The following is a 13,094-nucleotide window of genomic DNA, read 5'->3' on the forward strand; positions in this document are numbered from 1 at the left end:
AAGTCACATAGCGTCGCTTAGTCCGCATTACAGACCTCAGCACCAACATACGTCACCCAATCAAGTGAACTTGTCCGTCACGCGCTGCGGCATCAGCAGTATCCGCAAGAATTTGAGCCCGTAGGCCGTCTTCACCAGAGGGGACCATTGTTCCGCCAGAGGTGACTACGTCAACAAAATGCATCATCTCAGCACGGTATGCGGCCGCGTAACGTTCTAGAAAGAATGCCTGCGTGGGGGCGGTGCAAAAGCCGGTGCCATTGGACAGCTCAACCGTGTTTTCGAGCACATTGTGAGCGCGCAGCATGCCTTTAGACCCATGCACTTCGATGCGCTGATCATAGCCATACGTAGCGCGGCGGGAATTGCTGATCTGGCAAAGTTTACCGCTGGCGGTTTTCAAGGTCACAACGGCGGTATCAAAATCGCCAGCCGCCCCGATGGCCGGATCAACAAGACAAGAGGCCGCAGCGCTCAGCTCTACTGGTTCTTCACCCAGCAAAAACCGTGCCATATCCAGATCATGGATCATCATATCCCTAAAGATGCCGCCCGATGTTTCGATATAGCTGATCGGTGGCGGCGATGGATCGCGCGACAAGATGGTGACAATCTCGACGTTCCCTATAACTTGATCGGCAATCTGTTTTTGCAGATGCGCAAAGCTGGGGTCAAAGCGGCGGTTGAACGCAGCCATCAGCGGAACACCAGCCTTGGCAACGGCTTTTAGACAGGTGCGGATGCGATCGACGGACAAGTCCAGCGGCTTCTCGCAAAAGATCGCCTTACCGTTGGCAGCGGCCTCTTGGATAAGGTCGAAATGCGTAGTTGTCGGCGTGCCGATGACGACGGCGTCAATGCTGGGATCACGCAGGATATCTTCGCTGGACATGACCTTGGCGCCCAGTCTGGCACCCAACGCTTGCGCGGCTTCGGGCATGAAATCAGACACCGCTACAGCACGGGCATTTGTCATTCCACGCAGGGTTTCGCCATGGACCTGACCGATACGGCCACATCCCAAAATACCAATGTTTAACATGATGTCATCCTTTTAAGGCAGCAAGAACGCGGCGCGCCGCAGCAACCATCGGGTCGTGGGTTTCTTTGAGGATCGACACGCGGTCAAACCGTGCGGGGTCTGCGTTGACGGCATCGCGCATCGCGTTGCCAAACGCCATGCGCAGTTCGGTGCCAATATTAAATTTGCAGATGTCCGTGGTTCTTGCGAGACGCAAGCGCTGCTCGACAGGAACGCCAGAGCCGCCATGAATAACCAGCGGAACATCCGTTACTAACTGGATCGCGGCGATGCGGCCTTCGTCCAAGCCACCTTCCTTGTTTTCTTGTAAATGTACGTTACCAACAGAAATCGCCATGGCATCTACGCCCGTTTCAATCGCAAACGTAGCGGCCTCAGCGGGGTCCGTTCCTGCCGATTGTTCGCCGTTAGAATACCCCACAAACCCAATCTCGCCCTCGCAGGAAATGCCAGCAGCATGGGCCATCTCGGCGATCTTGCGGGTTTGCGAAATGTTATCCGCTAATGTGTCTCGTGAGCCATCAAACATCAGTGACGTGAACCCTGCATCCAACGCCTCAGAGCATTCATCATAGGTATAGCCATGATCCAGATGAGCGACGACAGGAACAGAAGCCCCCTCGCCCAGATGCCGGAACATTTTTCCAAGGATTGGCAAAGGCGTATGTTCGCGGCACCCAGGCCCCGCCTGCAAGATGACGGGGCAGCCTTCGGCCTCAGCTGCGGCAACGAAAGCACGCATGTCTTCCCAGCCTAACGTAACGAGGCCGCCAACGGCATAACGGCCCTTAAGCGCGGGTTGAAGGACGTCTGAAAGTGAAACAAGGGGCATGGATGTGAAGACCTAACGGGCTTTATTTGAACTTGGCGATCATGTCTTTGATGCCGGGAATGGTTTCCACCTGATCTGCGTGACTGGGCTGGAAATACTGCACGAGACTGCGTTGTGTCAGCCCACCTAGGATCGTGAAATAATACATCTCATACCCCGGCAGAACGGCACAGGGATGATACCCGTTGTCGATGCAAATCGTTGAGCCATCGACCAGATGATAGGCATCACCTGACTTGCCATCCTCGCGCTGCAACATCTGCACACCACTGCCGTGGTTCGGCTTAAAGCGGAAATTGTAGGTTTCGTCGTGGCGCGTCTCGATCGGCAAACGGTCTGTGTCGTGCTTGTGGCTTGGAAAGCCTGACCATCCCCCCTGCCCGACAGTGAACAATTCGGACACCAGCAGGCGGCCTACCTTGTCGTGGTATTTTGTACCAAAGATATGTTTGATCTTGCGATGCGTTTTTGTGTCGTCCGATCCGTACTGAACCTTGTCCAGATCTGCGGCCCGAACCTCGAATGCTTCGAGCACTTTGTCATAGCGCGCGCCGGCGACAAAAATTTCTGCCTCGTCCGTTGTGCACACCATTGTAGCGCGTGCGGCGGTGGGCACATAAACGCCTTCGGGCTCGCCGTCCCAAACATCAACGGTCCGATTACCCAAAGCGTCTGCTTTGAAACCCTCTACATTAACGTCCACGGTACCCGTCGCAGGCACGATGCACGTTTCATACCCCGGCACTTCATACTCAAAGGCTTCGCCTTTTTTCAACTTAATGATGTTGAAGTAATTCAACGGGACCGTCGGATCATCAATGTCCACGATGGGTTTGTTCTGGTTGTCAAATGGCGCGTAATGCATAGCCGTCCCCTTAGGTTTCAATCGGGCCGGGATGCGCGGCCAAAAAGGTTTCAAGTGTTTCAGTATCGGCCATCGCAGGCGCACAGCCTGGACGCGATACCGTGATGGAAGCGCAAGCAGAGCCGCGCAGAATCGCAGTGCGCAGATCATGCCCCCCCGCGATAGATGTCATCAGACCCGCCATAAAGCTGTCGCCCGCGCCCGTTGGTTTAAGAGCATCAACTGGGTAAATGCCTGTACGGATTTCTTCGCCATTTGCAAAGGTGATGGCGCCTTTGGACCCCATTTTGTAAATCACCATCGTGGCAGATGTTTGCGATAATTTACGGGCCATGCCCAAACCCTTTGTGATGTCACCCGCCATAAAACCGAACTCTTCATCGTTGCCCACGATCATATCGCATGCAGCGGCAGCACGGGTAAGAACATCAGACGCTTCTTGAGCAGAGGGCCAAGAATAGGGACGGTAATCAACATCAAAGATGATCGGCAGACCCGCCTTTTTAGCAAGGTCAAACGCGTGAAAAGTGGCACTGCGCGATGGTTCGGCGGCGAATACCGTGCCTGCGGTGATCAACGCACCGTATTGGGCGTAGTTAACAGCAGACACATCATCACTGTTCATCTCAAAATCTGCGGCACCGTTGCGGTAAATCACGGATTGATGATCCTCGATCCGGCTTTCATAGACGGCCAAGGAATTACGGGCCTCGCCGCCAACGGGTGTCACGTGGGTTGCATCCACGCCGTAGCGTTTCAACTGGTTCACGCAATAGCGCCCGACGCTGTCGTCAGATACCCGCGTGACAAGCGCCGCCTGCCCGCCCAACTTGCAAACACCCGCCGCAATATTGGCAGACGACCCGCCCAAACCTGCATGAAACACCTCGGCATCTTCTGTGGCTGTTCCGGGAGGATCAGCAAAGAAATCCATACCGGCGCGGCCAATGACAAGGAAATTATTGGCCTTAATGCCATCCATCAATGCAGACATTTAGACGCCCTTCCGCTGCTGCGTGCGTGTGGATTCTTGATCTATGTGGGCCTCTTTTACGCGTTCGCTTTCAGAGATATGCGGTGTGCCAACCTCCCACCATGTGTGGCCTTCGGTGGTCCAACCCTCATAGGGATCGACCTGCATCACGATAACATAGCTTTGCTTTGCGGCCTTGGCGCGGGCAAACGCATCTGCAAGCCCCTCAGGGTTGCTGACAGTTTCCGCCAGTGCGCCCATGGACCGCGCATGCGCCTCAAAATCGACGCGGGTTTGGTTGGTCGCCGTGGGCGTGTCCGCGATCAGATTATTAAAGCTTTCGTTGCCAGTGTTGTTCTGCAGTTTGTTGATCACGGCAAAGCCGCCATTGTCCAACACCATCAAGATCATCTTCTTTTCGGTCAGAACGGATGAGTAAAGATCGCTGTTCATCAGCAGATAGGAACCATCGCCCGTAAAGACGATTGTATCGCTGTCAGGCTCTTTTTCGGATTGCGCAATGCGTGCGCCCCACCCGCCTGCGATCTCGTATCCCATGCAGGAAAAGCCAAATTCCACGTCCACAGTGCCGATGTCCAGCGTGCGCCAGTTGGCGGTCACTTCTGCAGGCAATCCACCTGCCGCAGCAACAATGCGGTCGCGCGGATCGCATAGGCGGTTCACCTCACCAATGGCCTGCGCATAGCTGGCGGGACCGTTGCCAAGGCGGGTGTTCTCCGCGACATACGCGTCCCATGTGCTGCGCTGGTCCCGCGCATTTTTTGTCCACGATGTGGGCGCGGTGTAATCGGCCAGACCTGCTTCCAAGGCTGTCAAACCCAGTTTGGCATCCCCTACCACAGTGGCAGACATGTGTTTCGCCGCGTCATGGCGCGCTGCGTTCAATCCGATGATGCGCGCGTCTTTGGAAAATGCCGTCCAAGAGCCAGTTGTGAAATCCTGCAACCGTGTACCAACAGCAAGGATCACGTCAGCCTGCTCGGCAATAGCATTGGCGCTATCCGACCCCGTAACCCCCAGCGGCCCGATGTTCAGGTCATGGGTCACCAGCATATTGGCACGTCCTGCTATCGTCTCAACAACCGGAATGGCATGTGTTTCGGCGAAGGCAGTCAATTCCGCTACTGCGCCAGAGTATTGAACCCCACCGCCTGCGATTATCATTGGGCGTTCGGCGTTTTTCAACAGGGCAACAGCATCTGCAACCTCAGCCACGTCCGGCGCTTGGCGGCGAATCCGGTGGGTATGCTCGGCAAAGAATTCTTCTGGGTAGTCATACGTCCAACCCTGCACATCCTGCGGCAGACCAATAAACGCTGGGCCGCAATCAGCAGGGTCCAACATTGTTGCCAAGGCAGCAGGCAGCGATTGAAGGATCTGCGCGGGGTGTGTGATTCGGTCCCAGAAACGGCTAACGGCTTTAAAGGCGTCGTTCACCCCGAAGGTTGGATTGCCGAAATGTTCAAGCTGTTGCAGCACCGGATCGGGCAGCCGCGTGATAAACGTATCACCACAAAGCAACAGCATCGGCAAACGATTCGCATGTGCAAGGGCTGCGCTGGTTAGCAAGTTCGCTGTTCCCGGGCCAGCACTGGCCGTACAAAACATAAACCGGCGGCGCAGGTGCGTTTTAGCGTAAGCCGCAGCAGCAAAGCCCATGCCTTGCTCATTCTGACCCCGATAAAGCGGCAATTCATCGCGACTGTTATACAGCGCCTCGCCCAAACAGGTCACATTGCCATGTCCAAAGATGCCAAAACCGCCACCACAAAAGCGCGTCTTTGTGCCGTCAATCTCGATGTATTGCGCGGCGAGGTAGCGCACAATTGCTTGCGCCACGGTCAACGTTACTGTTTTGCCTATAGGTGTCACTGTTGTTCTCCAGCTTTTCAATTAGCGGTGTGAGCAACAAAGCTATTGACCCGCAGCACCATTCAAAGATACCCGTTTTGCAATCGGTTGCAATATATAATTTGAGGATAACGAAACGCATGCCAGATATCAGGATCGGAATCGTCGGTGGCGGCTATATGGGCAAGGCTCATGCGGTTGCTTATGCTGCTGTTGGTGGCGTGTTTGACACCCCCTTGCGCCCCGTACTCGAGATGGTTGCCGCCTCCTCCCCCGCCTCTGCTGAGCGGTATCGCAAGTCATTCGGATTCGCACGTTGTACGGATGATTGGCGTGTTTTGGTAAATGACCCCAATGTTGACGCCGTTGTCATCGCATCGCCGCAGGTCACCCACCGCGCCATCGCCGAGGCCGCCTTTGCCGCCGGAAAACCTGTTTTCTGCGAAAAGCCGCTAGGTGCTTCCCTTGAGGATAGCCTTGCTATGCAAGCCGCCTCCGAGGGCCATATCAACATGGTCGGGTTCAACTACATCCGCACCCCTGCCTCACAGTTTGCACGCCAGCTTATCGCCGAAGGGCGTATTGGCGATGTCACATGGTTTCGCGGCGAAAACACCGAAGATTTCCTTGCCGATGCCACCCTGCCCGCAACATGGCGTACTGACGGTATGGCAAATGGCACAATGGGCGATCTAGCCCCGCATATGATCAACGCGGCGCGGGCACTAATCGGGCCCGTCACATCCTTGATCGCAAGCGTCGAAACCGTGCACCATACCCGCCCAGGCGGCAAAGTAACCAACGATGATCAGGCGCAAATGATGTGCCGCTTCGAAAATGGCGCACAGGGGCATATGTTCTTTAGCCGCGTCGCGACGGGCCGCAAAATGGGGTATGCCTACGAGGTATTTGGCACAAAAGGCGCTATCCGTTTTGACCAAGAAGACCAAAACGCCATCCATCTCTATACCATGGAAGGCCCAGAGGCCGAGCGCGGCTTTCGCAAAATCCTTACCGGCCCTGCCCACCCTGATTACCTGCCGTTTTGCCAAGGACCAGGGCATGGCACCGGCTATCAAGACCAAATCATTATTGAAGCGCATGATTTCCTGCGCGCAATTCATGAGAACAGCAACATCTGGCCAACCTTTGCCGAAGGCGTAGAGGTCAACCGCATCGTCAACGCAGCCCTCAGTTCAAGCGATAAACAGGCTTGGGTCAACGTGGCTGACTACTAAGAGAAAAGGAATTCGCCATGATCAAAATTGGCAATGCTCCCTGTTCATGGGGTGTGGAATTTGCGGATGATCCGCGCAACCCAAGCTGGCGCAAAGTGCTGCAAGAAAATGCAGATGCCGGATATACGGGCATTGAACTCGGTCCAGTGGGCTTCATGCCCGAAGATCCTGCGCTTCTGTCAGATGCGCTAGAGGAATTTGGACAGGAATTGGTTGGCGGCGTTGTCTTCCGCCCGTTCCACGACCCAGACGCATGGGATGAAGTGTTGGACGCCTCAGTCCGGACATGCAAGGCGCTCAAGGCTCATGGGGCGCAGCATTTGGTGTTGATCGATAGCATCTCGCCGCGCCGTGCACCAACAGCCGGCCGCGCGTCCGAAGCCGAGCAGATGGGCAAAGCCGAATGGACTGCCTACCGCGACCGTATCGCAACCATCGCCAAAATGAGTGCAGAAGACTATGGCCTAACGGTCGGCATCCATGCCCATGCCGCTGGCTTTATGGACTTTGAACCGGAACTGGAGCGCCTGCTGAATGAGGTTGACGAGAACATCCTCAAAATCTGCTTTGACACGGGCCACCATTCTTATGCTGGCTTTGATCCAGTAGCGTTTATGAAAAAGCACATCGATCGCATCAGCTATATGCACTTCAAGGACATTGATCCCAAGGTGAAAGCCGATGTCGTTGCCAAGCGTACTGATTTCTACACAGCATGCGGCCAAGGCATTTTCTGTAATCTGGGCGAAGGGGATGTCGATTTCCCAGCCGTGCGCAAAGTGTTGCAGGACGCAAATTTTGATGGCTGGTGCACTGTAGAACAAGATTGCGATCCGTCAGGCGACACCTCGCCCATTGACGATGCAAAATTGAACCGCACGTACCTGCAATCCATCGGTTTTGAAGGAGCATAAATCATGGCAAAATTACAATGGGGCATGATCGGCGGCGGTGAAGGCAGTCAGATCGGACCAGCTCATCGTCTTGGGGCAGGTCTGGACGGATTGTACAACTTCGCCGCTGGTGCGTTAGATCACCGGCCCGACGTGGGCATCGAGTACGGCCAACGTCTTGGTCTTGGTGACCGCGCATACGGCAGCTGGCAGGACATGCTAGAGGGCGAGAAAAAGCGCGACGACCGGATTGATCTGGTCACCGTCGCCACACCCAATGCGACACATTTTGAGATCACCAAAGCCTTCCTTGAGGGTGGTTTTCACGTGCTTTGTGAAAAGCCGATGACAATGACCGTCGAAGAAGGTGAAGAGATCGTGAAAGTTGCCAAGGCAACTGGCCAGATTTGTGCTGTAAATTACGGCTATTCCGGCTACAGCCTTGTACGCCATATGAAGGCGATGGTTGCACGTGGCGACATTGGTAAAGTGCGCGTTGTGAACGCAGAATTTGCGCATGGACATCATGCAGACGCAGCGGATGCCGACAATCCCCGCGTGCGGTGGCGTTATGATCCCGCACAGGCAGGCGTCAGCGCACAGTTCGCTGATTGCGGCATTCACGCCATGCATATGGCCAGCTTTGTCACCGGTCAGGAAGTCACAAAACTAAGCGCGGACATCGTGTCTTGCATTGAGGTCCGCACTTTAGAAGATGACGCTATGGTCAACTTCCGTATGGACGGTGGTGCGGTTGGACGTCTTTGGACATCTTCCATTGCCATTGGGCGCCAACACGGTTTGGGCATTCAGGTCTTTGGCGAAACTGGTGGCTTGCGCTGGTCGCAGGAGCATCCCAACCAGCTGTATTACATGCCGTTGAACGGTCGCTTGCAAGTGATTGAGCGCGGCGAGGCGAACCTGTCACCAGAGGCGGATCGCACCAGCCGTGTCACCATCGGGCATGCCGAAGGGATGCCATTGGCCTTCGCCAACATCTATACCGATCTGGCAGAAGCAATTGATGCGCGTAAAACGGGCCGCGAAATGGATGCCGCAGCAAACCTGTTTCCAAAGGCCGAAGATGGGTTGCGCTCAATGTCGGCGGTTGTTGCCGTTGCGCAAAGCGGCAAGGCAGACGGGCAATGGGTCGATGCCCGGCCCCCTTCCCTGCGCTAAATCAAACCTCGAGCAAGGGGCGCAATGTGCCCCGCTCAACCAAAGCGCAATCAAACAGTTGCGCTAGCGGGGCTCCGTCTGGGTCTTTGATAAGTACAGTAACCCGATCAATCGAAGCGTCAATAATTTCGCTGATCGGGTTATTGATCGTGGTGAGGTTCAGGTTTGCCCAGCCCGCCATTTCCATGTCGTTCAATCCAAGGATACCGACATCCTGTGGGGCATTCAGGCCAGCGGACTGTAGCGCGGACAAGACTCCAAACGACAGCACGTCATCCCCGCAAAAATAGGCTTCTGCAATTTCGGATTGTAGCAAATTCTGCATCTCTGTCCGCCCTGCTTCAAACGAATAGGCCGTCGCGAAACTGGCAGACAAACTTAGCTCAGGGTTTTCGGCAATCCTTTGTGAAAACCCCTGCAAACGGTCTTGGGTCGAGGTCGCCTGTTCTGGTCCACCCAGAAAGCCCAACCGCTGATATCCACGGTCAATCAAGGTCTGGGCCGCAAGCCGGCCAGCAGAAATGTTGTTAATCCCCAGAACATCTACAGGTGGCGTATCCGTATGGCGCCCAAATGAGTGCACAACAGGCACACCTGCGTCCCGAAACGCTTTGGCGAAACCCGGTGGTAAGGTGGACGAAGCCACGATCACTCCATCAACCGAATACTGCCGTAACATGCGCACCGATGCCTCGGGGTCGGTTTCATCGGTCAAGTTGACCAACAGCGGGCGCAAACCACGTTCCTGCAAGCCCCGCGTGAACAGATCGAATACTTCTAAAAAGATCGGATTGTGAAAGTTATCGGACACCAACCCGATCATCTTGGTCCGACCAGTGGTTAGGGAAGAGGCCAACGCGTTGGGGCTATAACCCAAATCAGCGGCAGCTTTGGTGACCTTGCTGCGGGTCTTGGCCGAGACGGACGCGCCCTCAGTATAGGTGCGCGATACAGCAGAGCGTGACACGCCAGCCAGTGCGGCAACTTCCTTGAGCGTTACCGCCATTCACTTGTCTCCCCCGTCTACCTCGCTTGTGCTATAGTCAATTGTTGCGAAACGCCAAGCACAGATTGCGCCCAGACCCAAAAAAACGATGCCCCACATGGGCGCGCCTGCCGACATTTCGAACAGGCCCCAGCAGATGCAAACTGCAACAACCGCGACCCTAATCCATAAGGGGGCAAAAAAGGGAACGTTCAGATCAATGAGTTTCCTCACGCTGCGCCTTCGTATTCAGCGCCTGTTTTGGCACCCGTGATATAGGCAACAACGTCTTGACCGTCGGTGTCTTCTTTCTTCAGGTTGGCCACGATACGCCCACGCCGGAACACAATAATCCGGTCCACCAGATCAAATACCTGACGCATGTTGTGGCTGACAAGGATCAGGCTTTCACCTTGTTCCTTTAGGGTGCGGATGATGTTTTCCACCTGCGCAGTTTCCTGCACACCCAAAGCCGCTGTTGGCTCGTCCATGATCGTCAGTTTACTGGCAAAGGTTGCTGTGCGCGCGATAGCCACACATTGGCGCTGACCACCCGACATATTCGCAATTGTGTTTTTGATGTTGGGAATTTTCACGCCCGTCTTGACCAGACCCGCCATCGTATCTTCGCGCATGGCTTTGTAGTCCAACACACGAAACGGCCCAAGCCAGTCCCACTTGGTCTTTTCACGCCCCAAAAACAGATTGTCAGGAACGTTCAGATCATCGGCAAGTGCCAGCGTTTGAAACACGGTCTCAATCCCGACTTCGCGCGCATCCAGCGGGCCCGCAAAATTCACCTCATTGCCGTCGAAAACCACCGTGCCGCGTGTGCGTTGTTCTACGCCAGTGATCTGGCGCACAAAGGTTGATTTACCCGCACCGTTGTCGCCCATGATGGCAACATGCTCACCCTTTTTGACAATAAAGTCCGCGCCCTCAAGCGCATGAACCCCGCCGTAGTATTTGGTTAGGTCTTTGGTCTCTAGAATAACATCTGACATTTTTTGACTCTTTCCTAGACCCGCATCGCAGCGCGTTTTTGTTGCACTTGATCCAGTGCAACCGCACCAACAATGATCATACCCAGCACCATTTCCTGATAGTAAGCGCCAACGCGCAAGAATGTGAAACCAGAGGTGATGACGCCAATGATAAGCGCACCGATCACAGTACCAATAATCGACCCGCGCCCGCCGAACAGAGACACACCACCGATGACGGCCATGGCAATCGCGTCAAGCTCATAGGACAAACCCATGCCGGACTGTGCGGTCAGGTTCTTGGACGTCAGGATGACCGCCGACAGACCAGCAAGCATGCCCGCAATCGCATAAACCAAAATCAGGTGACGAGGCACATTGATCCCAGACATCCGCGCGGCTGCTTCGTTCGATCCGATGGCGTAGGTGTGTTTGCCGTATACCGTATAGTTCATCACCAGATGGAACAGCACAGCAAGGCCCAGAAAGATAATAACCGGGTTCATGCCTGCACCAATGACCGCATAGCCTTCGGTGGGAAAGGACACAGGATTACCCTGCGACCACCACTGGGCAATGCCGCGGGCAAAAAGCATCATGCCAAGCGTTGCAATAAAAGGTGGTATCCGCACCAAGGCCACCAGTACACCGTTCACAATACCCGCAAGGATACCGCAACAAAGCCCGACGAACACAGGCACCACCACCGGTAGATCCAGAAAGGAGGGTCCAAAGATTGCTTTGGGGTTCGGACCGCCGTTCACTTCGGCGACTTGTGCAAAACTCATCGCGATCATGGCGGTAGCACCCAGCACCGACCCTGACGACAGATCGATACCTGCCGTAATGATCACCTGCGTCACACCCAGCGCGATGATCCCAACAATGGCCACCTGAATAATAATGATCCGCAAGCGTTGTTCATTAAAGATACTGTCAAAGCGATCCCGGCTGTCAAACAACAAGCTTTGACCAACAAATATAGCCCCAAGAATCTCGAAGATCACAATGATCAGAAGAAGTGCGGCTAACACGTTCAGTTCGTTTGGCCACTGCCTTTTCGATGTATCGAAAGTCAGGCCGCCTGTCCCATGGCTCTTATCTGACACGTGTCAACGCTCCTTGATTTTATGGAATTTGTAGATTTTGAGTTTGTGTGTGCAGGGCAAAAAAACAGCCCTGCACAGTCGTTTTACGATTACTGAAGGAACTCGCTGATGTTCTCAGGAGTAACCAGCTTGAACGGGATAAAGACTTTCTTGTCGACATCTTCGCCAGCGATCAATGCCAGCGCTGTATCGATAGAACCAGCGCCTTGGCCCGCAAGGTCTTGGAACACTGTGACGTCCATGTCGCCGGCCTGCATCGCAACCAACGCATCGGCTGTCGCGTCAACGCCACCAACAACAACGTCTTCCATTGAAATGCCCGAAGCTTTCATCGCTTGGATCGCACCGATGGCCATTTCGTCGTTGTTACCGAAAACCGCATCAAATGGCTCACCGGAAGAAATCCAGTTTGTCATCAGATCTGCCGCTTCGTCACGTGACCAGTTCGCTGTCTGCTTGTCGATCAATGTGATGAAATTACACATGTCCATACCGATCACGTCTTCAAAGTCTTTTGAACGCTGAACCGCTGCTTGGTTAGACAGCTGACCCATCAACATATACGCCTGAGCGCCGCCTGATTTGCCCTGCGCCCGTAGATCTTGGCACATGCGGAACGCGGCCAAAGTACCTGACTCGATCTCGTTTGATGCAACAAAGGCTTGGCCCTCTGGCAGTGTGTCCATGTTGACAGGCTGACGGTTGACATAAACCAATGGTACGCCAGCAGATGCCGCCGCGTTTGACATCGCATCAGTTGCGTTTGTGTCAACTGCGTTTACGATGATCGCATCAACACCCGAAGCAATGAAATTGTTGATCTGGTCCAACTGCTTTGCAACATCATCTGTCGCGTCTTCGATTTGAAGACTAACGCCGTCTAGTGCCTTTTCATGCGCGACCATGCCGTTGCGCATCACGGTCAGACCGTTGTCATCAAAACGTGCAACAGACACACCAATTTGCTGTGCCATTGCCGACGTTCCCATGAGAGCAGTTAAACCTGCGGCCATCAGAAATTTGTTCATTTTATTCCTCCCTTTTGCATGCCCGGCGCATGCGTTATTTATACCGAGGCCCCTAGCGTTGAGGCGATTGTATCTTCCCCCCTCAGACGACTGGT

General features: G+C 54.5%; 12 protein-coding genes. 3 read left to right on the plus strand and 9 right to left on the minus strand.

Annotated elements, in window-relative coordinates:
- Window positions 1–52 precede the first annotated feature (52 nt).
- The 5 genes from iolG to iolD are packed head-to-tail and all read right to left on the minus strand — an operon-like array spanning window position 53 to window position 5,605.
- Window positions 53–1,042, minus strand: coding sequence for an inositol 2-dehydrogenase (gene iolG / locus V7775_RS18995; protein ID WP_335753504.1), 990 nt, complete (start codon window positions 1,040–1,042; stop codon window positions 53–55).
- Between the two features lie 4 nt (window positions 1,043–1,046).
- The gene (locus V7775_RS19000; RefSeq protein ID WP_335753505.1) at window positions 1,047–1,874 is read right to left on the minus strand and encodes a class II fructose-bisphosphate aldolase; all 828 of its coding nucleotides are present in this window, start codon (window positions 1,872–1,874) and stop codon (window positions 1,047–1,049) included.
- Window positions 1,875–1,896: 22 nt separating this feature from the next.
- Window positions 1,897–2,739 (minus strand): 5-deoxy-glucuronate isomerase, encoded by an 843-nt coding sequence (locus tag V7775_RS19005; protein ID WP_335753506.1) that lies wholly within the window; start codon window positions 2,737–2,739, stop codon window positions 1,897–1,899.
- Window positions 2,740–2,749: 10 nt separating this feature from the next.
- Window positions 2,750–3,733: a 5-dehydro-2-deoxygluconokinase gene (gene iolC, locus V7775_RS19010; protein ID WP_335753507.1), complete on the minus strand. Its 984-nt coding sequence runs from the start codon at window positions 3,731–3,733 to the stop codon at window positions 2,750–2,752.
- On the minus strand, window positions 3,734–5,605 hold the full coding sequence (gene iolD / locus V7775_RS19015; protein WP_335753508.1) for a 3D-(3,5/4)-trihydroxycyclohexane-1,2-dione acylhydrolase (decyclizing): 1,872 nt from the start codon (window positions 5,603–5,605) through the stop codon (window positions 3,734–3,736). It abuts the gene before it with no gap.
- 119 nt (window positions 5,606–5,724) lie between these two features.
- On the opposite strand from iolD, the gene V7775_RS19020 reads away from it, so the two are divergent.
- From V7775_RS19020 to V7775_RS19030, 3 genes are read left to right on the plus strand one after another with little or no spacing between them, the layout of a single operon-like run.
- Window positions 5,725–6,822, plus strand: coding sequence for a Gfo/Idh/MocA family protein (locus tag V7775_RS19020; RefSeq protein ID WP_335753509.1), 1,098 nt, complete (start codon window positions 5,725–5,727; stop codon window positions 6,820–6,822).
- A 17-nt stretch (window positions 6,823–6,839) separates the two neighbouring features.
- Window positions 6,840–7,736: a TIM barrel protein gene (locus V7775_RS19025; RefSeq protein WP_335753510.1), complete on the plus strand. Its 897-nt coding sequence runs from the start codon at window positions 6,840–6,842 to the stop codon at window positions 7,734–7,736.
- Window positions 7,737–7,739: 3 nt separating this feature from the next.
- Window positions 7,740–8,894: a Gfo/Idh/MocA family protein gene (locus V7775_RS19030; RefSeq protein WP_335753511.1), complete on the plus strand. Its 1,155-nt coding sequence runs from the start codon at window positions 7,740–7,742 to the stop codon at window positions 8,892–8,894.
- 1 nt (window position 8,895) lies between these two features.
- Here V7775_RS19030 and V7775_RS19035 read toward each other — a convergent pair whose 3' ends face one another.
- The 4 genes from V7775_RS19035 to V7775_RS19050 form a co-directional block, all read right to left on the minus strand.
- Window positions 8,896–9,900 carry a LacI family DNA-binding transcriptional regulator gene (locus V7775_RS19035; protein WP_335753512.1) on the minus strand — a complete coding sequence of 335 codons (1,005 nt, stop codon included), beginning with the start codon at window positions 9,898–9,900 and terminating at the stop codon, window positions 8,896–8,898.
- 209 nt (window positions 9,901–10,109) lie between these two features.
- The gene (locus V7775_RS19040) at window positions 10,110–10,883 is read right to left on the minus strand and encodes an ATP-binding cassette domain-containing protein (RefSeq protein WP_335753513.1); all 774 of its coding nucleotides are present in this window, start codon (window positions 10,881–10,883) and stop codon (window positions 10,110–10,112) included.
- A gap of 14 nt (window positions 10,884–10,897) precedes the next feature.
- Window positions 10,898–11,971, minus strand: coding sequence for an ABC transporter permease (locus tag V7775_RS19045; protein WP_335753514.1), 1,074 nt, complete (start codon window positions 11,969–11,971; stop codon window positions 10,898–10,900).
- 89 nt (window positions 11,972–12,060) lie between these two features.
- Window positions 12,061–12,999 carry a substrate-binding domain-containing protein gene (locus V7775_RS19050; RefSeq protein WP_335753515.1) on the minus strand — a complete coding sequence of 313 codons (939 nt, stop codon included), beginning with the start codon at window positions 12,997–12,999 and terminating at the stop codon, window positions 12,061–12,063.
- Window positions 13,000–13,094: the final 95 nt, after the last annotated feature.

This window comes from Sulfitobacter sp. (genome assembly GCF_036960155.1).
GTDB lineage: Bacteria > Pseudomonadota > Alphaproteobacteria > Rhodobacterales > Rhodobacteraceae > Sulfitobacter.